The following is a 22,140-nucleotide window of genomic DNA, read 5'->3' on the forward strand; positions in this document are numbered from 1 at the left end:
GATAAGGCCACGAAACACCTTCTGGGGAGAAAGGCATGCAACACAAGCAACGCGCCAATTCGATGCGCCGTCATTCGCTGACTTCGGCAATCACGATCACCTTGGCGCTCGGCCTCGCGGGCCCGGCCCTGGCGCAGCAGGCCGCGCCGGCCGATGCACAAGCCGCGCCGACCGCGCAGGAACTCGACGTCGTCACCGTCACCGCGAATAAGCGCACCGAGAACATCCGCGAAGTCGCCACCGCGGTGACCAAGCTGAGCGGCGATCAGCTCGAAAACATCAACGCCACGCAAATGTCCGACTACGCGAACTACGTACCGGGCCTGCAGGTGCAGGATTCGGGCTCGCCGGGCAAGACGCAGGTCTCGATGCGCGGCATCGCGGCGATGTCCCCGGGATCGACGGTCGGCACCTATGTCGACGAAGCGCCGATCGGTTCCAACAGCCTCTACCAGCAGGCCACGCTGTTCAACCTCGACCTGCTGCCCTACGACATCGACAGCGTCGAAGTGCTGCGCGGCCCGCAGGGCACGCTGTACGGAGCCGGCGCGATGGGCGGCCTGATCAAGTACGTGATGAAGAAGCCCGACACCACGCAGAACGAGTTCCGCATCGGCATGGGCATCGCCGATACGCAGGGCGCCGACGGCGCGTCGTTCAACTATCGCGTTGGCGGCAACCTCGTGCTCGCGCAGGATGAAGTCGCACTGCGCGCGAGCTTCGCGAGCAACGAGCCCAACGGCTACGTCGACAACCTCGTCAACGGCCGCGAAGACATCAACGATGCCTCGCAGAGCAACGGCCGCGCTTCGATCCTGTTCAAGACCGACAAGGCGAGCGTGCAGTTCGCCCTGATGAAGCAGAAGATCGACAGCCCGAACAACTCGACGATCGCGCTCGACCCGACCACGCACGACGACATCTACGGTTTGTCGAACTTCGTCGGCGTCGACGAAGTCTTCAAGAAGGACATCGAGAACTACGCGCTCACCGTCGACTACGACCTGGGCTGGGCGAACCTCGTGTCGGCCACGAGCTATTCCGACATCTCCACCTCGATCACCAACGACCTGACGTACTCCTACGGCGACTACCCGCTGCTGTTCGGTCTGCCCTCGGGCAGCGCGTACATCACCCAGGATCTGCGCCTCACGCAGTTCACGCAGGAAGTCCGCCTGAGTTCCAAGGCCGATGCGCCGTTCGAGTGGCTCCTCGGCGGTTTCTACGACGACGAGCGCGGAGACAACCACCAGTTCGTGGGGCTGAACCAGTTCGACGGCAGCCCGCTGCCGGCCCCGTTCGACTCGATCGTCGGCGTGCTCGGCGATCTGTACCTGCCGAGCACCTACGAAGAAACGGCCGTCTTCGGCAACGCGGCGTACAAGTTCAACGATTGGTTCAAGCTCGGCGCCGGCGTGCGCTGGTCGCGCAACAAGCAGGAGTTCACGCAGGACGCCGTCGCCGGCCTGCTCGCGCCGATCGGCACCGAGTTCAACACCTCCGAAGAAGACGTGACGACGTGGAGCATCACGCCGCAGTTCCAGGTGTCGGAAGACGTGATGGTGTACGGCAAAGTGTCGACCGGTTACCAGCCCGGCGGCCCGAACGTCGTCATCAACGGGCTGCCGCCGCAGGTCGATTCCTCGACGCTCACCAGCTACGAGATCGGCATGAAGTCGGCGTTCGCGGACAACCGCGTGCTGCTGGACGTCGCCGCCTACCAGATCAAGTGGGAAGACATCCAGGTCGCCTCGCTCGTCAACGGCGTCAGTGGTTTGGTCAACGGTGGCGAAGCGACGAGCAACGGTCTCGAAGTCTCCGCGAATTTCCGCCCGATCGACGGCCTGACGCTCGGCGTCAACGCGGCCTACAACGACGCGAACATCGACGAGGACTTCCCGCTCATCACCGTGCCAGGGGCCACCGGCGGGCAATCGTTCATCAACACCGGCCTGAAGGGCGATCGCATGCCCTATGTGCCCGACGTGACCTGGTCGGCGACGGCGGATTACTACCTGCCGTTGACGGGCGATTGGGGCATGAACGTCGGCGGCGGCTACCGCTACGTCGATGACCGCATCACGGAAACGACGTTTCGCCAAGTCGATGTCGGCGGCGCCGTGGAAGGCACCACCATCACGCGCGGGCTGGACATCGACAGCTACCAGGCGCTGGACCTGTACCTGTCGGTCTCCAACGCGAACTGGTCGATCCGCGGTTACATGAAGAACGCCTTCGACGAGCGCGCCTACTCGACGATGGCCAACGTCACCAGCCCGGTCACCGGACTCACGCACCACACGTCCGCCACGCCGATCATGCCGCGCACCTTCGGGATCGAGGTCGACTACCGCTTCTGATCAAAAGACCCGAACGAAGATCGCCGCGATGACGAACGTTGCACTACCCCAGCCGTACCTGTTGTTCCTCGGCGATACCACCGAACCGGGCTATGCGAAGACGGCGTTCGGGTTGCGCGATTGGGCGCCCGAACGCTGCATCGGCGAGTTCTGGGTGCCGGGTGCGAGCGTCACGACGGGCCTGCCCTTCCTGACACCCGCGCAAGCGCATGCGAAAGGCGCGCGGGCGATGGTGATCGGCGTCGCCAACGCAGGCGGGTTCATTCCGCCTGCGTGGCTCGACGCACTGGTCGAAGCGATGGAAGCCGGGCTCGATCTGATCGGCGGCATGCATGCGCGCCTTCGCGATTTCGCGCGACTGCGCGAAACTGCCGACAGGCTCGGCCGCAGCCTCATCGACATCCGCATTCCGCCGGAACGCATTCCGGTCGCAACGGGCAAACCGCGCACCGGCCGCCGATTGCTCACGATCGGCACCGACTGCGCACTCGGCAAGAAATACACCGCGCTCTCGCTCGCGCGTGCGTTCCAGGCCCGGGGCGTCGACGCGACGTTCCGCGCGACGGGACAGACCGGCATCCTGATTGCCGGCGGCGGGATTCCGATGGATGCAGTCGTGGCCGACTTCGCCGCCGGGGCCGCCGAGCTCCTCACGCCCGATGCGGCGCCGAGGCATTGGGACGTGATCGAAGGGCAGGGTTCGTTGCACCATCCGGCCTATGCGGGTGTGTCGCTCGCGTTGTTGCATGGCAGCCAGCCCGACGTGATCATCGTGTGCCACGAACCAGGGCGCGAACGCGTGCTCGGTCATGCGGATTATCCGGTGCCGGGTTTGCGCGAAACGATCGAGCTCGCGTTGCGACTGGGCGCGCGCACCTCGCCGCGCATTCGTTGCGCGGGGGTCAGCCTCAATACCGGCAAGCTCGACGCGCAAGCGGCTGCGGACGTGATCGCCGCCACGAGCGAACGTCTCGGACTGCCGGTTGCGGATCCGATGCGCGGCGGTGATGCCTTCGATCGCCTCGTGTCATCCTGCCTGGCATGAGCAAGCCCGCGCACACCGGGCGCTTCCAGCGCTGGATCCTACCGGGCCTGGCGTTCAAGGCCGCCGTCATCGGCGGCGGCTACGCGACGGGCCGTGAACTCGCCGAGTACTTCATCCCGAGCGGCCCGCAGGGCGGCGTCATGGCGATCCTCGTCGCGATGTTCGCCTGGAGCGCGTTGTGCGCGCTGACCTTCGCGCTCGCGCATGCGACGCGCAGTTACGACTATCGGACGTTCTTCGCGAACCTGCTCGGGCCGTTCGCATTCGTTTTCGAACTCGCGTACCTGGTGTTCATGGTGTTGATCCTCGCCGTGTTCGGCGCGGCGGCAGGCGCGATCGGGCACGCGGTGTTCGGCTGGCCGACGCTCGCCGGCACGCTGCTGCTGATGCTGGCGATCGGTGCGTTCACCGCGTTCGGCAATCATTCGGTCGAACGCTTGTTCAAGTACGTTTCCTTCCTGCTGTACGGCGTGTATGTGCTGCTCGTCGTGTTCGTCCTCACGAAATTCGGCGGGCAGGCCGCGCAACAGTTCGCCACGCCCGTGCCGACCGATGGCTGGCTGTCCGGCGGACTGACATACGCCGGTTACAACATCGTCGGCGCGGTGATGGTCCTGCCGCTGGCGCGCCACTTCCTCACGCGGCGCGATGCGGTGGTCGCCGGCGTGCTCGCCGGGCCGCTGGCGATGCTGCCGGGATTGCTGTTCTTCATCTGCATGATCGCGTGGTACCCGTCGATCGGCGCCGAAGCGTTGCCGTCGGACTTCATGCTGCGCCAACTGAACATGCCCGTTTTCCACGTGCTGTTCCAGATGATGATCTTCAGTGCGCTGCTCGAAAGCGGCGCGGCCTGCGTGCACGCGGCGAACGAACGCATCGCGGCGACATGGCGCACGTCGCGCGGCGCCGAGCTTTCGAACGTCGCGCGTTTCGCGATCGCTTCCGCGCTGCTGGTCGGTTCGATCTTCATCGCCTCGCGCTTCGGCCTGGGCGAATTGATCGCCCGCGGGTATCGCGGACTGGCCTGGCTGTTCCTCGTGGTCTACGTGCTTCCGCTCCTCACCGTCGGCGCGTGGCGCCTGCGCAATCGCGCGCCGCGATCCGTCGCCGCGCCCCAAGCCTGAAACCCCTCTTCGAAGGAAACCGGTCGATGTCCCGATCCCTTGTTCGTTCCGCGCTCGCGATGGCGACGCTGCTGGTTGTCGCCGACGCATTCGCCGCGGTGCCCACCGATCTCGACGCCCGCGTGGAAGCAGCGATGCGCGCACACGGCGTGCCGGGCATGGCGATCGCGGTCGTGGAAAACGGCAAGCCGGTTCTCGCGAAGGGTTACGGCGTGCGCAAGCTCGGCGCGCCCGAGCGCGTGGATGCCGACACGATCTTCCCGACCGGTTCGACCGGCAAGGCGATCACCACCGCGGCGCTCGCCGTGCTGGTCGACGACGGCAAGCTGCAATGGGACGACAAGATCATCGACCACATGCCGTGGTTCCGCATGTACGACCCGTGGGTGACCAACGAGATGACCGTGCGCGACCTGCTCACGCATCGCAGCGGCCTGGGCCTCGGCGCCGGCGACCTGATGTTCGTCCCGAGTTCCTCGCGCAGCCGCGCCGACACCGTGCGCGCGCTGCGCTACATCAAGCCCGCGACGAGCTTCCGCAGCGGCTATGCGTACGACAACCTGTTGTACGCCGTCGCGGGCCAGTTGATCGAGGAAGTCAGCGGACAGACGTGGGAAGTGTTCGTGCGCGAACGCGTGCTCAAGCCGGCGGGCATGTCCAGTTCGGTGACCGAGCAAGCGGCGCGCTTCGCCAATCCGAACCGCGCGTGGCCGCACGCGCGCCTGGGCGGGCGCGTGCGCGGCCTCGGCGACCAGGGCGTGCTCGACGAACGCAAGACGCTCGGCGACAACGCCGCGCCGGCCGGCGGCTTGTCCTCCAGCGCGAACGACATGGCGCACTGGATGCAGGTGCAACTCGGCCACGGCACGTGGACCAACGCCGACGGCAAACAGGTGAAGGTGTTCAGCGAAGCGCAGTCGCAGCAGATGTGGACGCCGGCGATCCTCACGTCCACGCCGACGTACCCGGGCAAGCTCGCCGCGTTCTCGCCGAAGTTCTCCGCCTACGCGCTGGGCTGGAGCGTGCGTGACTATCGCGGCTTCAAGGTCATCGACCACGGCGGTGCGGTTTTCGGCGTGCAGACGTACATCGCGCTCGTGCCGGAGCGCAACATCGGCATCGCGGTGCAGATCAACTCCGAAGACTTCCAGGTGATGCGCGGCATCGCGATGGAACTGCTGGACAGCGAGCTCGACGCGCCGAAGACCGATTGGGTCACCGCGTTCGACGAGTTCGCCGACAACCGCATCCAGGGCGGCGTCGCGGCACTCGACGCGAGTGCGAAGGAGCGGGGCCCGTCGCCGGGCAAGGCGTCGTTGGCGACCGCCGATTACGCGGGCCGCTACAACGACCCGTGGTACGGCCCGATCGAGATCAGGAATGAAAAGGGCGGCCTGCGCATCGACTTCACGCGCACGCCCGGCATGGTGGGCCACCTGGAGCACGCGCACCACGACACCTTCCGCGCCGTGTGGGACGACCCGAACATCGAGCCGGCCTACGTCACCTTCGGCCTGGATGCCGAAGGCAAGATCGCGCGCGTGACGATGAAGGCCGTCTCGCCGATCGCCGACTTCAGCTTCGACTACCAGGACCTGCTCTTTACCCCGGTCAAGAAGCAGTAACATCGATCCGGCGGGACCGTACGTCGCCCACGACCAGGGGAACGGAATGCGCCGGATCGTTGGAATCGCTTGCCTGACTGCAGTCGTCGGATTCGCCACGCTCGCGGGAAATGCGCAAACGCCGGCGCCCACGGCGGCGCCGATTGTTTTGCGGGCCGCGCATCTGTTCGATGGCGCGAGCGGGAAGCTCGTCTCCCCGGGCCGGATCCTCGTGCGTGGCAAGACGATCGAAGCCGTCGGCAGTGACGTTGCCGCGCCCGCGGGTGCGCAGGTGATCGATCTGGGCGACGCGACGCTCGTCCCCGGGTTCATCGACGCGCACACGCACATGGCGAGCGACTACGACGAATCGTGGACGCGCGGTTTCTACAATTCGATGATGCGCCTGCCCGCGGAACAGGCGTACCACGCCGAGCACAACGCGCACGTCACCTTGCAGGCTGGCGTCACTACGATCCGTGAAGTGGGCGCGCCCGACTACGTCGATGTCGCGCTGCGCAATGCGATCGAACAGGGCCTCGCCGAAGGCCCGCGCATGCTGGTGTCGGTGCATGCGATCGGTTCGACCGGCGGCCATTGCGATGCCCCCAACTTCCCGCCCGGCGTGGTGCGCGAGTTCGGCGAGAAGGATGGCGTGTGCAACGGCGCCGATTCCTGCCGCCGTGCGGTGCGCGAGCAACTCAAGGCCGGCGCGGACAACATCAAGATCTGTGCGTCCGGCGGCGTGTTGTCGGAAACCGATCCGGTCGACGTCCCGCAGCTCACGCCGGAAGAACTGCGCGCCATCATCGATGAGGCGCATGCCTGGCGGCGCAAGGTCGCCGCGCACGCGCACGGCGACCGCGCGGCGCGCATGGCCGTCGATGCGGGCGTCGATTCGATCGAGCATGGCAGCTTCCTCACGCCCGAAACCCTGCAACGGATGAAGGACAGGGGCGTGTACCTGGTGCCCACGCGCATGGCGGTGAAGTTCGTGCTGCAGCAGGCGGACACGTACCCGCCGCAGGTCGGCAGGAAGGCCCGCGAAGCCGCGGCGTCCCACGGCGCGATGATGCAGAACGCGCTGCGCATCGGCGTGCCGATCGCTTACGGCACCGATGCATCGGTCTATCCGCACGGCATCAACGCGCAGGAATTCGGCGATTACGTCGAACTCGGCATGGCGCCCGCGCAGGCGCTGATGACGGGCAGCGTGGGGTCCGCGCGACTGCTGGGCATCGACAAGGAGACGGGCACGCTGGAAGCCGGCAAGTTCGCCGACATCGTCGCGGTGCCCGGCGATGTGTTGCAGGACATCCGCGCCACCGAGCGGCCGGTGTTCGTGATGAAGCAGGGGGAGGTGGTCCGCAAGGATCGCTAGCGGTCACTTGATCCGCGACAACAGGGCCTCGAACCGCGGGTTGCCGTGCAGCGGGTCCAGGTCGCTGTCGTGTTCCATCCATGCGCGGTCGCCCCATCCCAGCGCGACGGCTTGCTCCAGTAGATCGATCGCACGCTCGGTGTCTTCCTGCTCGCAGTAGAAGCACGCGAGGTTGTAAAGCACGACCGGTTCGTCCTGCGCCTGTTTCAGCGCCTGTTCGGCCATCAGGATCGCGCGTTCCTTCTCGCCGACGCGATACAGGTCCTGCGCGGCGAAGTACAACGCGCGGGTGTCGTGCGGATTGAGCTTGATGTGGCGTTCCAGCGTGTTGAGCGCGCCGAGACGGACGCGCATCTCTTCCTGCTTGCGGCCCAGCGATGCCAGCGTCTGCGCGAGGAACATCGGCACCTGGAAATCGGCGGGATTCACTTCGGCGGCGCGTGCGTATTTCTTCGCCGCGTTCTCGTGGTCGCCGCGCGAAGAGCATGCGAGGCCGTAGTAGTACCAGGCGTCGAACAGGTTCGGGTTCTGCGCGACGGCGGTTTCGAATTCCTGTTGCGCGGCGTCGTATTGCTCGCCGATCAGGAGCGCCAGGCCGCGCGAGGCGTGCGCTTCGGCCGATTCGGGATCCAGCACGACGGCCTGCTCGCTCGCGCGATTGGCGCGCATCGCATTTTCGGGCGTGGCCGCGGCGTAACGGAACAGGTGCGAATAGGCGTCGGCCATGCCGGCGTAGGCGAGCGCGTATTTGGAATCCACCGCGATCGCCTGTTCGAACATGCGGATCGCGTGTTCGTAATCCCGGCGCGCCATCGAATACATGTAGCTGCGGCCGCGCAGGTAGTAGTCGTAGGCTTCCGGGTCGGAGGTCGCCACCGACACCAGCGCGCGACGTTCCTGCGGCGTCAGCGTCACCTGCAGCGCCTTGACGATGCTGTGCGCGATGTCGTCCTGGATGGTGAACACGTCCTTCATTTCGCGGTCGTAGGTCTCCGACCACAGGTGCGAATCGGTGCCCGTATGGATCAGCTGCGCGGTGATGCGCACGCGTTCGCCCGCCTTGCGCACGCTGCCTTCGAGCAGCGTGGTGACGCCGAGGTCGCGCGCGACGTCGGGGATCGTGAAGTCCTTGCCCTTGTAGGCGAAGGCGGAGGTGCGCGAGGCCACCTTCAATTGCGGCAGTTGCGTCAGCAGGTTGAGGATCTCCTCGGCGATGCCGTCGCTGAAGTATTCGTTCTCCGCATCGCCGCTCATGTTCACGAAGGGCAGCACCGCGATGGTTCGCCGGCCATCGACGACGGGCGAAGCGCGGGACGCTTGCGCGGGGGCCTGTGCTGCGGCCTCGACGGGCGGCGGTGTCGATGCAGGCGCGGGAGGCGGCGCCGGTGTCGGCGTCGACACCACGGGTGCGGGCTCGGCCGACAGCGGCGGCGTGCGTTCCAGGCCGCGCGGCCCGGCATCGAACATCCAGGCCATCGCGATCGTGATCGGCAAGCCCAGTACGACGAGGGCGACCACCAGCGTGACCGTCCAGGGCGGCAGGTGCAGGCTCGGCAGCACGGTGGCGGCAACCTGGATCACAAGCCAACCGGCGATGGCGTAGACGATCAGCACGCGGACGACACGCCGCCGGCGCAGTTCCGAGAAAAGCCGCCCGAGCGAACTCGACATGCGCCCTCCGTCGGGAACGCGAAGACGCGCCCCCATCGTCGAGCAAACGGGGCGAACGGCATGCCTCGGACAGCCGCCGCCGCATCCTCCTTGTTCTAGACTGCGGCCAAGGGCACTGCGGAGCAGGGCCGCGGGAGACATCCATGGACGCCATCGACCTGCTCGAAACCATCGAGGAAGAAACCGGACCGGATCCGCGCTGGTCCGTGCTGTGGCTGCATGGCCTCGGCGCCGACGGGCACGACTTCGCCCCGCTGGTGCCCGAACTCGTGCGCCCCGAATGGCCGGCGATCCGCTTCGTATTCCCGCATGCGCCCGTGCGCGCGGTGACCATCAATGCCGGCATGCGCATGCGCGCCTGGTACGACATCCGCGATTTCGACCTGGCCAATCGCGCAGATGCCGATGGGGTCGCGGTGTCCACCGCGCAGGTCGGCGCGTTGCTCGACCGCGAACAGGCCCGCGGCATCCCACCCGAGCGCATCTTCCTCGCCGGTTTCTCGCAGGGCGGGGCGATCGCGCTGGCCGCCATGCTGGGCCGCAAGACGCCGTTGGCCGGGATCATCGCGCTGTCGACCTACATCCCGATGTCGCACGACATCGCCGGCGAGAAAGCGACCGAGCAGGCGCGCAAGCAACCGATCTTCCTCGCGCACGGCGATGCCGATCCGGTCATCCCGATCCAGGCCGGCGTGGCGACCGCGAAAACGCTCGGCGACCTCGGGTTCGACGTCACCTGGCGGTCCTATGCGATGCCGCACGCGGTATGCCCGGAGGAAGTGCGCGACCTGCGCGCGTGGTTCGACCGCAGGTTCGCCGGCTGAGCATGGAGTCCACGCCCGGCGAGCCCTGGTTGCCGGACCTGTGCCGCCTCGGGCGGCTTGCGATCATGCTCGGCGTGGCGGAGCTGGTGGTGTGCATCATCGCGCTCGCCCCGGCCTCGGAGGCCGAATGGACGCCCGCGCGCTTCGCTTCGGCCAGTGCGTTCGCGTTGTGGCTGTCGCTCACCGTCTCGGTGGTGTTGTGCGTCGCGCGCCGGTCGTTGTCGCAGATGCGGCCGTGGATCGGTGGCACTGCGGCGGTGCTCGTGGCCGCGCTGATCGCCGCCACGGGCGCGGCGCTCGTGCACGCGGTGGATCGCGGCCTGGCCCTCGGGCTGGTGCCGGAAACAGTGCGCCTCCAACGGTTCATCGGCGGCAGCGCGGCGATCGCGACGCTGATCGTCAGCGTCGTGCTGCGCTACCTCTACGCCGTCGATGGCTGGCAGAAGCAGGTGCGCGCGAGCGCACGCGCCGAGGCCGATGCGCTGCAGGCGCGCATCAAGCCCCATTTCCTCTTCAACAGCATGAACACCATCGCCGGCCTGGTCCGCCGCGACCCGGACGTCGCCGAGCGCGCGGTGCTGGACCTTTCGGACCTGTTCCGCGCGGCGCTGGGCGCGGGCGAGGGCGATTCGACCCTGGCCGAGGAAGTCGAACTGGCCGAGCGCTACCTGTCGATCGAGCAACTCCGGCTCGGCGACCGCTTGCAGGTGCGCTGGCGCGGGCGCCAAGAGACGCTGCCCTGGCAGCTCCGCCTCCCGCGCCTGGTGTTGCAGCCCCTGGTCGAAAACGCCGTCCTGCATGGCGTTTCGCGCCTCCCGGCGGGCGGGACCATCGACATCGAGCTCGCCCTGCGGCCGGATGGGCTGCATATCAGCGTTCATAACCCAGCACCCCCGCCGAGGGAACGGGACATGACGCCGAATGACGTGCCCACCCCGGGCAGGGGCGGGAGCGGCCACGCGCAGCGTTCCATCGCGCATCGGCTGGCCTATGCATTTGGTTCCAAGGCCCGCGTGACCGGACACTGGCACGAGGGCTACTATCTGGCTGAGCTTCGGGTCCCGCTCTAGCAGGAGGTCGCTCGTGAGAGTGTTGATCGCCGACGACGAACCCCTTGCGCGCGAGCGCTTGCGCGACTTGCTTGCGGAACAGCCCGGGATCGAGCTGGTCGCGGAAGCCGGCGACGGGCGCGAGGCGCTGCATGCGTGCGCGCAGCACCATCCCGACCTGGTGCTGCTCGACATCGCGATGCCGGGCATCGATGGCCTGGAGACCGCGCGCCACCTCGCCGCGTTCGAACCCCGCCCCGCGGTGGTGTTCTGCACCGCGTACGACGCGCATGCGCTGTCGGCCTTCGAGGCCGCGGCGATCGACTACCTGGTCAAGCCCGTGCGCCCCGAACGCCTGGCCGCAGCGCTGGAACGCGCGCGCACCTTCGCCGCGGGCCGCAACGGCAACGGCGCCGCCCTCGACGGCGAACCCCGGCACGAGCAACACCGCACGCACCTGTGCGCGCGCCTGCGCGGCAGCCTGCGCCTGATCCCCATCGAAGACGTGCATTACCTCCAGGCGGAGGAGAAGTACGTCGTCGTGCACCATGCGCGGGGCGAGGACCTCATCGAGGAATCGCTGAAGTCGCTGGAAGAGGAATTCGGCGACCGCTTCGTGCGCATCCACCGCAATTGCCTGGTGGCGCGGCACGAGATCGTCGAACTCAAGCGCGCCCCCGACGGCCACGTGCAGGCCGTGTTGCGGCACGGCGAGCATCCGCTGGAAGTGAGCCGGCGCTGCGTGGCGCACCTGCGCGAGACGGTGAAGCACCTGTAGTCCACGCGCGGGCTGCCCTGGCGGACGATAATGGGCGCATGAAGACGCTCCGCATCGCCACTCGCAAATCCCCGCTGGCCCTCTGGCAGACCGAACACGTCGCCGAGCGATTGCGCGCTGCGCATCCCGGCCTCGAGGTCATGCTCGTACCGATGAGCACGCGCGGCGATGAAGTCCTCGATCGCTCGCTTGCCGCGATCGGCGGGAAGGGTTTGTTCCTCAAGGAACTCGAAGTCGCGATGCAACACGGGCAAGCCGATTGCGCGGTGCACTCGCTGAAGGACGTGCCGATGGTGCTGGAGCCGGGCTTCGCCTTGCCGGCGATCCTGTTGCGCGCCGATCATGCGGATGCCTTCGTCAGCAATCGCTACGACAGCATCGAAGACCTGCCGCACGGTGCGGTGGTCGGCACCTCGTCGCTGCGGCGCCAGGCGCAGCTGCGCGCGCGGCGGCCGGACCTCGACCTGCGCGACTTGCGCGGCAACGTCAACACGCGCCTTGGGAAACTCGACGCAGGCGACTACGACGCGATCGTGCTCGCGTGTGCAGGGTTGGCGCGGCTTGGATTCCAATCGCGCATTCGCCTGCGACTGGATGCACCCGAATGGCTGCCCGCGCCGGCGCAGGGTGCCATCGCGATCGAATGCCGCGACGATACGCCGGGCACGTTCGCACTGTTGGCTGCACTCGATGATGCGGCCACGCGCGAATGCGTCGAGGCCGAGCGTGCGATGAATCGCGCGCTGCACGGCAGTTGCCACGTGCCCGTGGCCGCATTGGCAAGACGCGCGGGCGCGACGTTGCACCTGCAGGGGCTGGTGGGGTCGGCGAACGACGGGCGCGTCGTGCGCGCGGAGTCCACGGGATCGGATCGCGAGGCGCTGGGCCTGGAAGTTGCCAAGCGCCTGCTGGCGCAAGGCGCTCGGGACTTCATCGACGCTCAGTAGTAGAGCGTCACCATGTGTTTCGCCTCGGCGAAAAAAAGCCAGCGTTCGACGAAGGCACCGGCGAGGGCGCAAAGCGCGGCGGCCGTATACCAGGGCGCCGGATTCGCGTGCGCGAGCAGCCCCGCGGGCAACAGCAACACGGCCGGCAGCACTGCGAACAATGCGATCGCGAGCAAACGCAATTGCTTCGCATGCCTGCGCGCCACGACGAAACCCATTTCCTTCGTCAGGTAGTTCGCTTCGGTGTGCGGGCGTTCGAAGACGGTTGCGGTGCGCTGCGGCAATCCGATCGCGTCGCCGCGCGTGGCGGGCAGCGGGACGTCGATGTCGCGCCAGTATTTCAGCTTCAGCACAAGCAGCACGATCGCGATCAGCGCGCCCGCGAGCGCAGCCATGTTCGACATCGGGCGGTTGAACAAGGTGGCGATGGCACAGAAGAGCAGGCCGCCGGTGAACAGGCCGAAGGCTTGGTAGACGTAGGGGACGAGGCGGTGGCGCCAGGCGGGAATGGGCGTCAACGAGGCGTAGATCATCGCCGTGCAGTGGACGGTGATCAGGCTCGCCAGCATTGCGAGCAGCGCGACTGCTTTACCCGGCGCGCCAAGAGCGACCCCGCCCCAGGCCTGCCCTGAAAGCAGGAACGGGAGACAAGCGGTGGCGAGCAGGATCGCAATCGCGAACGTCCCCATGGCCGCGACACCCTCGCGCGACAACCACGACGTGCGCCATTGCGAGAACGCGCGCCACGCGCGGAGCGGTTTGCCCAAGTGCAGCATCGAGCTGAGCAACCCGATCGTCGACAACACCACCGCCAACACGATGCATGCGAGCAACGTGCGCGCGGCACTCTGGCCCGTCAGCGCATGCCATGCCGCCCAGAACAACAATCCATACCCCGCGCCCGACAGCGTGGTGAAGAAGATGACCGAAAGCGCGGGATGCATTTAAGGCATCACTCCAACACGACCGCGGTGCCCGACGCCGACACCATCAGCATCGACCCGCCATCCTGGATCTGGATGGTCTCGTAATCCAGGTCCACGCCAACCACCGCGTTCGCGCCGAGTTCGCGCGCCTGTTCGATCATGTCGTTGACCGCTTCGGTCTTCGCCTTGCGCAAGACCTTCTCGTAGGACCCCGAGCGGCCGCCGAGGATGTCGCGGATGCCGGCGAAGAAATCACGGAACATGTTGGCGCCGAGGATCGCGTCGCCGCCGACCAGGCCCTTGTAGTCGACGATGCGGCGGCCTTCGACCGCGTTGGTGGTGGTGACGAGCACCGGCGTTTGATCGGACATGGCGGGATCCTCAGCGGCGGAAGATGCGGTCGAGCCAGCGTTTCGGCGTGACTTCGACGGTGGGTTCTGCGATGGCGGCATCGTCCCCGCCACCCGCGCGACGCGGCCGCGGCGGGAGATAACGATTGACCGGCGCGTAACCGAGTTCGGGCAGCAGCGGAAGGCCGCCGCGCTCGGCGACGAGCTTCGAGACCTTCGATTCGGGATCGCCGAGATCGCCGAAGTGGCGTGCACGCGTCGGGCACACCTGCACGCACGCAGGCTCACGCTCGGCTTCGGGCAGGTTCTCGTTGTAGATGCGGTCGACGCAGAGCGTGCATTTCTTCATCACGCCCTCAACTTCGCTGTACTCGCGCGCGCCGTACGGGCAGGCCCACGAGCACAGTTTGCAGCCGATGCACTTGTCTTCATCGACGAGCACGATGCCGTCCGACGCGCGCTTGTAGCTCGCACCGGTCGGGCACACGGTGACGCACGCGGGCGTTTCGCAGTGCAGGCAGGAGCGCGGGAAGTGCAGGGTCATCGCCGGCTGTGCAGGCGCTTGATCCGATGCCGGCACCTGCTCGAGTTCGTAACTGTGGATGCGGTTGAACCACACGCCCGAGGGATCCTTGCCGTACGGCTTCTCGTCGGTCACCGGGCCGGCCATGCCGCCGCTGTTCCATTGTTTGCAGCCCGTCGCGCACGCGTGGCAACCCACGCAGGTGTCGAGGTCGATGACCAGCCCGAGCTTCTTCTTCGACGGCGGCGGCAGATCGGTCATGGCAGCGTATCGTCCGTCGAAGTCTTGCTCGGGTGTTCGTGGTTGCGCGCATTCGCGCCGTAACGCAGCGGATGGTCGGGCGCTTCGGTGAACCGCAGCGGCGCGAATTGCGGCGCGCTTTCGCCCGCCGTCTCCGACTTCGCGATCCGCACGCGCAGGTCGAACCACGCCGCCTGGCCCGTCACCGGATCGGCGTTGGCGTAGTCGCCCTTCGGCGTGACATCGGAAATCAGATGGTTGAGCAGGAAGCCCCGCTTGCCCTCCGGCGCGTCCTTCGACAAGCGCCATGCACCGCGGCGCTTGCCGATCGCGTTCCAGCTCCACACGGTGTCGGGCTGCACGTTCCCGGCGAAACGCACCTCCACGGTGATCGTGCCGTTGTGCGAAGTGACGTCGGCCCAATCGCCTTCCGCGAGTCCATGGCGCGCGCCCGTCAAGGGGTGCACGTACAGCGCGTTGCGTGTCTGGATCTGCCGCAGCCACGCATTCTGCGAGCCCCATGCGTGATACATGTACATCGGGCGCTGCGTAATTGCGCTCAGCGGATACGTGTCGCGCGAGGTCTGGTCGTGTTCGAACGGCTCGTACCAGATCGGCAGCGGATCGAAGTACGTCGCCACGCGCGTGCGATGTTCATCCGGCGGCTGGTGCGCACCGTGCCCCTGCGCCGCAAGGCGGAACTTCTGCAGCGTTTCGGAATACAACTGCATCACGATCGGCTGCTCGTTGGGGACGAAGCCGAAGCCGTGGGCCCAGCGCAGATAATCGCGATTGGCCATCTTGAAATAGCGCGCGGATTCGGGAATCGGCGTGTGCCAGAACCCGCCGTTGTCCATGTATTTCTGCAACTGGTTCGGATTCGGCGGCCCCTTGCCTTCGAGCGACCCATCCGCGCCACGCCAACCCGCGAGCAGCCCGACGCCCGGCATGCGCTCGTGGCGCACGATGTAGTCGGCGTAGTCGCGGTATTTCGGCGTGCCGTCGGGTTCGACCATGCCCGGCAGGCCCAGGCGCGCGCCGATTTCGAGCAACACTGTCTGGAAGCCGCGCACGTCGCGCGGACGGCCGTCGTCGGTGGGTTGCGTGGCCGGATCGAAGATCGGGTGACGAATCGCGTCGCCCGCACCGTCGGCATCGGAGATCGGGCGATCGAGCAGCGAGATCGCGTCGTGACGTTCCAGGTAGGTCGTATCCGGCAGGACGAGGTCCGCGTACGCGACCATCTCGGAGGCGTATGCATCGCTGTAAATGATGTGCGGGATGCGGTACTCGCCGTCTTCGAACTTGTCGGTGAGCCAGTGCATCGTCTCGCCGGTGTTCATCGCCGAGTTCCAGCTCATGTTCGCCATGAACATCAGCAGCGTGTCGATGCGGTAGGGGTCGCCCGCCCACGCATTGCGGATCATCGTGTGCATCATGCCGTGCGCGGCGAGCGGATACGCCCACGAATACGCATGGTCGATGCGGCGCGGTTGGCCTTCGGCGTCGACGACGAGATCCTCGGGCGCATGTACGAAACCGAGTGGCGCGGCATCGAGCCCGCCATCGTCGCGGCGCTGCTTGCCGGGGCGGTTCGCCGGCGGGATCGGCTTGGGAAACGGCGGCTGGAAGCGGAACGAGCCCGGCGCATCCACCGCGCCGAGCAGCAACTGCAGCAGGTGCAATGCGCGGCAGGTATGGAAGCCGTTGCTGTGCGCGCTGATGCCCCGCATCGCGTGCATCGACACGGGGCGGCCTTCCATCCGTGCGTGTTCGCGGCCCCAGCTGTCGGTCCATGCGATGGGCAGCGTGAGCTTCGAAGCGAAGGCCGCGCTCGCCAGTTCGCGTGCGATGCGGCGAATGGTGTCGGCTGGAATGCCGCAGCGTTCGCTGACCGCGTCGGGGGAATACTGCGGGTCGAGGTAGCGTTCGGCGAGCAACTGGAAAACCGGGACGACTGCGCGGCCGTCCTGCAACGTGTATTCGCCGACGACTGCCGGGCTGATGTCGATCGCATTCGCAGGCTGCGCGCCATCGGGCGTCCAGCACAGCGCCTCGCCGTTCGCATCGCGCGCGAACAGGCCGTCCTCCGCGCCACCCGGATTGCGGATCACCAACCAATGCGCGTTGGCATAACGCACCAGGTAATCCAGGTCGATGCGGTCGCTGCGCAGCAATTCGTGGATCAGTGCGAAGGCGAACAGGCCATCGGTGCCGGGCCGGATGCCGATCCACTCGTCGGCGATCGCGCCGTAGCCACTGCGCACCGGGTTGACCGCGACGATCTTCGCGCCACGCGCCTTCAGCTTGCCCAAACCGAGCTTGATCGGGTTGGAGTCGTGGTCTTCGGCGACGCCCCACAGCATCAGGTATTGCGTGTGGTCCCAGTCGGGTTCCCCGAATTCCCAGAACGAGCCGCCGAGCGTGTACAGCCCGCCGGCCGCCATGTTCACGGAACAGAACCCGCCATGCGCCGCGTAATTAATCGTGCCGAATTGCTGCGCCCACCAGCCCGTGAGTGCCTGCGACTGGTCGCGGCCGGTGAAGAAGGCGAGTTCGTCGGGATTGCGTTCGCGGATGGGCGCGAGCCAGGAGGTCGCGAGTGCCATCGCTTCGTCCCAGGGGATTTCCTTGAATTCGCCCTTGCCGCGTTCCCCGGTGCGGAGCAGCGGGCGCGTCAGGCGCGCCGGCGAGTAATGCTGCATCAGCCCGGCCGAGCCCTTGGCGCAGAGCACACCGCGGTTCACCGGATGGTCCGGATTGCCCTGGATGTAGCGGATCCGCCCTTCGAGCGTCCACACCCTGATACCGCAGCGGCACGCGCACATGTAGCAGGTGGTGGCGTGGACGGCGTCGCCCGGGGAGGGCGACGGGTTGAGCTCGGGCTCGCGCATGGGACGCATTGTAGGAGAAGCGGTCGGCGGCATCTGCTTTAATTCACCCATGGACCGCTACGAACGCATCAACGCCCTCCACCGCCTGCTCAAGGCGGCGCGCTATCCGGTGACCGTCGCGCGGTTGCAGGACGAACTGGGCTGCTCGCGCGCCACCGTCTACCGCGACCTCGCCTTCCTCCGCGACGGCCTGATGGCGCCGGTGGTGGGCGATGGCGAGGCCGGCTTCAAGTACGACGCGAACGAGGACGATCGCTTCGAGCTGCCCGGCCTATGGCTGAACTCCGAAGAGCTGCATGCCCTGCTCGCCGCGCAGCAGTTGCTTTCGCGCAGCGGCGGCGGGTTGCTGTCGACCGCCCTCGCGCCCCTGCAATCGCGCGTGGAAAAACTGCTGGAGGAGCAGGCCGGCGGCAAACGCTGGCCGGTCGAGCGCGTGCGCGTGATCGCCAGCCGCCCGCGACGCCTGGATGAACATTCGTTCCGTATCGTCGCCTCGGCGGTGCTCGGCCGCCGTAAATTGACGTTTGACTACCGTGCGCGTTCGACGGACGAAAAGACGCGCCGCACCGTCTCGCCGCAGCGTGTCACGCACTACCGCGACAACTGGTACCTCGATGCATGGGACGAGGACCGCGAGGGGCTGCGGAGTTTCGCCGTCGACCGCATCGCCTCGGCAAAGATGCTGGACGGCGAGGCGCGCGACATCGAGGACGCGCAGCTCGACGAACACCTGGCTTCCAGCTACGGCATCTTTTCCGGCGCGCCGAAGAACTGGGCGACGATCGTATTCAGCCCGAAGGCCGCGCGCTGGGTGGCCGACGAACGCTGGCATTCGCAGCAGCAGGGCCGCTTCCTGCCCGATGGTCGCTACGAATTGAAGCTTCCGTACAGCAATTCACGCGAGTTGCTGATGGATGTGTTGCATTACGGCAGCGATGCGGAAATCGTCGAACCGCCGGCGCTGCGTGAGCAGGCGCGCACGCTGCTCGCGCTCGCCATCTCCAATTACGAGCGCTGATGTCGCCCGCCGATCCTCCGAAAATCCGCAGCGGGGAAAAGATCGCCCTGGTCCTGGGCGCGGGCGGTGCGCGCGGGCTCGCGCAGATCGGCGTGATCGAAGCCCTGCAGGCGCGCGGCATGGAGATCTCCGCGATCGCCGGTTCGTCGAGCGGCGCGCTTGTCGGCGGCCTGCATGCGTCGGGCAAGCTGCCCGAGTATCGCGATTGGCTGCTGTCGCTGGATCGCCGCGCGATGTTGCGGTTGCTCGATCCGGGGTTCGGGCGCTCGGCCTTGTTCGAAGGCACGCGTTTGATCGCGGCGCTGCGCGAGATCGCCGGGTCGCCGAAGATCGAAGACCTCTCGATCGACTTCACCGCAGTTGCCGTCGACGTATTGCGCCAGCGAGAAGTGTGGTTGCGCGAAGGCGACATGTGGGACGCGATCCGCGCGTCGTTCGCGATCCCGGGCTTGTTCACGCCGCACATGATCCATGGGCGCGCACTCGTCGATGGCGGCCTGCTTGCGCCGCTGCCGATCGCCGCGACGCGCTTGTCCGACGCGCATCGTCTGATCGCCGTCGACATGCACGGTTGGCCGCAACGCCCGCCGGGCGAACCGGCGGAAACCGACGCGCCTTCCGGCCCCACGCCGAACCACCGCAGCTGGCTCACCGCATGGATGCACACGCGCGCCTCCGACGCATCGGCCGATGCCGCGCGCGTGCGCCTGGGCTTCACCGACCTGATGGCGCGCTCGCTGGACACGATGCAGGCGCAGATCGCGCGCGTGCAACTCGCGCTGGACCCACCCGAACTGGTCATCCGCATCCCGCGCGATGCGTGCCAGTTCTACGAATTCTGGCGTGCGAAGGAGTTGATCGAGATCGGGCGGAAGGAAGCCGACAAGGCGCTCGATGCCGCGGGTTACTGATCGCAGCCCGTGAGATGACGCAGCCGGAAGCTTCGCTCCAACGTCAACGGAGCGAACCCCATGCACCCCGCCCAGACCACCCGCCTCGCAAGCCTCCTGCGCATCGTCCTCACCCTCGGCGTTCTCGCCGTCCTCCTGCTCCCCGCCGCACGCAGCAACACGCCCCTCGGTTTCCTTCCCCTGTGGTTGATCGCCATGCCGGCGAGCGCGCTCTGGGCGCTGCGCCGCGTCCGCGCCGGGTGGGTGCGCGCCCGCTGATCGGGCCGTGATAGCGTGACGGCCCTCCCATCGATGCCGGAGCCGTCATGCCCCAAGGGTGTCCTTTCCGCCTCGTCGCAGGAATCGCCTTCGGGCTTGCCGCCGTGAGCGGCGTGGTCATCGCGGCCGATGGGATCCCCGCGAAGCAGGAGCCCGCCGTGGCGAACGACGACCCGTATCAATGGCTCGAGGACGTGAACGGCGACAAGTCGATCGCCTGGGTCCGCGAACAGAATGCGAAGAGCGAGGCCGAACTCGCCACCACCCCGCAGTTCCGCAAACTCGAATCCGACATCCGCGCCATCCTCGATTCGACCGCCAAGATCCCGGGCGTCGAGAAAATCGGCCCGTATTACTACAACTTCTGGAAGGACAAGGACCACGAGCGTGGGCTTTGGCGCCGCACCACGCTCGAGGAATACCGCAAGCAAGACCCGAAGTGGGAAACCCTCCTCGACCTCGACGCGCTCAATCGCGCGGAGAAGGAAAACTGGGTGTGGCATGGCGCCGATTGCCTCAAGCCCGATTACACGCGCTGCCTGATCGCGCTCTCGCGCGGCGGTTCGGATGCCGATGTCACGCGCGAATTCGACCTCACGACGAAGGATTGGGTGAAGGACGGCTTCTTCCGCCCGGAAGCCAAAGGCGGCATGGGTTGGATCGACCGCGATACCACGTACGTCTTCACCGATTTCGGTGCCGGCTCGATGACGCCATCGGGTTACCCGCGCATCGTGAAGCAATGGTCGCGCGGCACGCCGCTCACGCAGGCCATCAAGGTGTACGAAGGCCGGCCGGAGGACATGTACATCGCCGCGGCGCGTGATTTGACGCCGGGGTTCGAGCGCGACTTCGTGTATCGCACGATCGCGTTCTACAACGATGAGCTGTATCTGCGCCAAAAGGACGGCAAGCTGACGAAAGTCGACGTGCCGAACTCGGCGAACAAGTCGGTGCACGGCGAGTGGCTCGCAATCGAACTGCGCGATCCGTACACCGTCGACGGGGAAACCTATCCTGCCGGGTCCCTGCTGCTCGACAACTTCGACGATTTCATGGCGGGGAAGCGCGACTTCAGCGTGCTGTTCACGCCCGATGAGCACACCTCGCTCGCCGGCTTCACATGGACGAAGACCGGCATCGTGCTGAACGTCATGCGCGACGTGCGCAGCGAGCTGATCGCGAAGCGTTTCTCCCGCCTGGATCGCAGCGGGAACATGGTCGGTCCCGATGGTTGGGTCTCGGTCCCGATCGAGGGTGTTCCGTCGATGGGCGCGCTGACGGTTGCCTCCGTCGACGCAGACGAAAGCGACGCCGTCTGGATTACCGCCACCGACTACCTCACGCCGACGACGCTCGCGATCGCAGACGCGTGGACGAACCCGGCGCCCGAAGTCCTCAAGTCGAACCCGCAATTCTTCGACGCCACCACGCACGTCATCGAACAACACTTCGCGACCTCGAAGGACGGCACGCGCGTTCCGTACTTCCTCGTCAAACCGAAGGGCGCGAAGAACGACGGCGCCACGCCGACGCTGCTCTACGGTTACGGCGGCTTCGAAGTGTCGATGACGCCGTCGTATTCCGGCGGCGTCGGCAAGGGCTGGCTGGAGAAGGGGGGCGCGTATGCGGTCGCCAACATCCGCGGCGGCGGCGAATACGGCCCGCGCTGGCACCAGGCCGCGCTGAAGGCCAATCGCCACAAGGCGTACGAAGATTTCGCGGCGGTTGCGAGCGATCTCGTCGCATCGAAACTCACCACCCACCAGCGCCTCGGCATCATGGGCGGCAGCAACGGCGGCCTGCTGATGGGCAACATGCTCACGCAGTATCCGGAATTGTTCGGCGCGATCGTCGTGCAGGTGCCGCTGCTCGACATGAAGCGCTACAGCCACCTGCTTGCCGGTGCCTCCTGGATGGCCGAGTACGGCGATCCGGATACGGCCGACTGGGAATACATCAAATCCTTCTCGCCGTACCACCTGTTCGATGCGGGCAAGACCTACCCGCCGGTGCTGTTCGCCACGTCCACCAAGGACGACCGCGTGCACCCCGGCCATGCCCGCAAGATGATGGCCAGGATGCTCGCCGCGAACAAAGACGTGCGCTACTACGAGAACATCGAGGGCGGCCACGGCGGCGCGGCGAATAACGCGCAATCGGCGCACATGAACGCGCTGGCCTACACGTTTCTCTGGAATGAACTGTCGAAGTAACCCGCCCCTAACGGACCCGAC

General features: G+C 66.8%; 18 protein-coding genes. 13 read left to right on the plus strand and 5 right to left on the minus strand.

Going from position 1 to position 22,140, the window contains the following annotated elements; all coding sequences use genetic code 11:
• The first annotated feature begins 35 nt into the window (after positions 1-35).
• Genes ACXJJ8_RS06370 through ACXJJ8_RS06390 form a run of 5 tightly spaced genes read left to right on the plus strand, consistent with a single transcriptional unit; the run spans position 36 to position 7,514 of the window.
• Positions 36-2,360 (plus strand): TonB-dependent receptor, encoded by a 2,325-nt coding sequence (locus ACXJJ8_RS06370; protein ID WP_499027827.1) that lies wholly within the window; start codon positions 36-38, stop codon positions 2,358-2,360.
• A 28-nt stretch (positions 2,361-2,388) separates the two neighbouring features.
• On the plus strand, positions 2,389-3,405 hold the full coding sequence (locus ACXJJ8_RS06375) for an N-acetyltransferase DgcN family protein (protein ID WP_499027829.1): 1,017 nt from the start codon (positions 2,389-2,391) through the stop codon (positions 3,403-3,405).
• Entirely contained in the window at positions 3,402-4,529 is a 1,128-nt protein-coding gene (locus tag ACXJJ8_RS06380) for a YkvI family membrane protein (protein WP_499027831.1), read from the plus strand. Before ACXJJ8_RS06375 ends, ACXJJ8_RS06380 begins: the two co-directional genes overlap by 4 nt.
• A gap of 26 nt (positions 4,530-4,555) precedes the next feature.
• Positions 4,556-6,154, plus strand: coding sequence for a serine hydrolase (locus ACXJJ8_RS06385; protein ID WP_499027834.1), 1,599 nt, complete (start codon positions 4,556-4,558; stop codon positions 6,152-6,154).
• A gap of 46 nt (positions 6,155-6,200) precedes the next feature.
• On the plus strand, positions 6,201-7,514 hold the full coding sequence (locus tag ACXJJ8_RS06390; protein WP_499027838.1) for a metal-dependent hydrolase family protein: 1,314 nt from the start codon (positions 6,201-6,203) through the stop codon (positions 7,512-7,514).
• A gap of 3 nt (positions 7,515-7,517) precedes the next feature.
• Here ACXJJ8_RS06390 and ACXJJ8_RS06395 read toward each other — a convergent pair whose 3' ends face one another.
• Positions 7,518-9,185 (minus strand): TPR end-of-group domain-containing protein, encoded by a 1,668-nt coding sequence (locus ACXJJ8_RS06395; protein ID WP_499027841.1) that lies wholly within the window; start codon positions 9,183-9,185, stop codon positions 7,518-7,520.
• Positions 9,186-9,328: 143 nt separating this feature from the next.
• Here ACXJJ8_RS06395 and ACXJJ8_RS06400 point away from each other — a divergent pair, with 143 nt between their 5' ends.
• The 4 genes from ACXJJ8_RS06400 to hemC are packed head-to-tail and all read left to right on the plus strand — an operon-like array spanning position 9,329 to position 12,783.
• On the plus strand, positions 9,329-10,009 hold the full coding sequence (locus ACXJJ8_RS06400; RefSeq protein ID WP_499027843.1) for an alpha/beta hydrolase: 681 nt from the start codon (positions 9,329-9,331) through the stop codon (positions 10,007-10,009).
• Between the two features lie 2 nt (positions 10,010-10,011).
• Positions 10,012-11,079: a sensor histidine kinase gene (locus tag ACXJJ8_RS06405; RefSeq protein ID WP_499027845.1), complete on the plus strand. Its 1,068-nt coding sequence runs from the start codon at positions 10,012-10,014 to the stop codon at positions 11,077-11,079.
• Positions 11,080-11,092: 13 nt separating this feature from the next.
• Positions 11,093-11,836: a LytR/AlgR family response regulator transcription factor gene (locus tag ACXJJ8_RS06410; RefSeq protein WP_499027847.1), complete on the plus strand. Its 744-nt coding sequence runs from the start codon at positions 11,093-11,095 to the stop codon at positions 11,834-11,836.
• Positions 11,837-11,874: 38 nt separating this feature from the next.
• On the plus strand, positions 11,875-12,783 hold the full coding sequence (hemC, locus tag ACXJJ8_RS06415) for a hydroxymethylbilane synthase (protein WP_499027849.1): 909 nt from the start codon (positions 11,875-11,877) through the stop codon (positions 12,781-12,783).
• Here the strand turns inward: hemC and ACXJJ8_RS06420 are convergent.
• From ACXJJ8_RS06420 to ACXJJ8_RS06435, 4 genes are read right to left on the minus strand one after another with little or no spacing between them, the layout of a single operon-like run.
• Positions 12,777-13,727 carry a dimethyl sulfoxide reductase anchor subunit family protein gene (locus ACXJJ8_RS06420; protein WP_499027852.1) on the minus strand — a complete coding sequence of 317 codons (951 nt, stop codon included), beginning with the start codon at positions 13,725-13,727 and terminating at the stop codon, positions 12,777-12,779. The genes hemC and ACXJJ8_RS06420 overlap by 7 nt on opposite strands.
• A gap of 8 nt (positions 13,728-13,735) precedes the next feature.
• Complete coding sequence (locus tag ACXJJ8_RS06425; RefSeq protein WP_499027854.1) at positions 13,736-14,080, minus strand: heavy metal-binding domain-containing protein; 345 nt, start codon at positions 14,078-14,080, stop codon at positions 13,736-13,738.
• A gap of 10 nt (positions 14,081-14,090) precedes the next feature.
• The gene (locus tag ACXJJ8_RS06430) at positions 14,091-14,843 is read right to left on the minus strand and encodes a 4Fe-4S dicluster domain-containing protein (protein ID WP_499027856.1); all 753 of its coding nucleotides are present in this window, start codon (positions 14,841-14,843) and stop codon (positions 14,091-14,093) included.
• The gene (locus ACXJJ8_RS06435) at positions 14,840-17,716 is read right to left on the minus strand and encodes a molybdopterin oxidoreductase family protein (protein WP_499027859.1); all 2,877 of its coding nucleotides are present in this window, start codon (positions 17,714-17,716) and stop codon (positions 14,840-14,842) included. Before ACXJJ8_RS06435 ends, ACXJJ8_RS06430 begins: the two co-directional genes overlap by 4 nt.
• 49 nt (positions 17,717-17,765) lie before the next feature.
• Here ACXJJ8_RS06435 and ACXJJ8_RS06440 point away from each other — a divergent pair, with 49 nt between their 5' ends.
• From ACXJJ8_RS06440 to ACXJJ8_RS06455, 4 genes are read left to right on the plus strand one after another with little or no spacing between them, the layout of a single operon-like run.
• Positions 17,766-18,734, plus strand: coding sequence for a helix-turn-helix transcriptional regulator (locus ACXJJ8_RS06440; protein ID WP_499027862.1), 969 nt, complete (start codon positions 17,766-17,768; stop codon positions 18,732-18,734).
• Positions 18,734-19,645: a patatin-like phospholipase family protein gene (locus tag ACXJJ8_RS06445; RefSeq protein ID WP_499027864.1), complete on the plus strand. Its 912-nt coding sequence runs from the start codon at positions 18,734-18,736 to the stop codon at positions 19,643-19,645. Before ACXJJ8_RS06440 ends, ACXJJ8_RS06445 begins: the two co-directional genes overlap by 1 nt.
• Before the next feature lie 60 nt (positions 19,646-19,705).
• The gene (locus ACXJJ8_RS06450) at positions 19,706-19,903 is read left to right on the plus strand and encodes a hypothetical protein (protein ID WP_499027866.1); all 198 of its coding nucleotides are present in this window, start codon (positions 19,706-19,708) and stop codon (positions 19,901-19,903) included.
• A gap of 47 nt (positions 19,904-19,950) precedes the next feature.
• Entirely contained in the window at positions 19,951-22,119 is a 2,169-nt protein-coding gene (locus tag ACXJJ8_RS06455) for a prolyl oligopeptidase family serine peptidase (protein ID WP_499027868.1), read from the plus strand.
• Positions 22,120-22,140 lie beyond the last annotated feature (21 nt).

The sequence above is a fragment of the Lysobacter sp. P5_C4 genome (assembly GCF_054049695.1).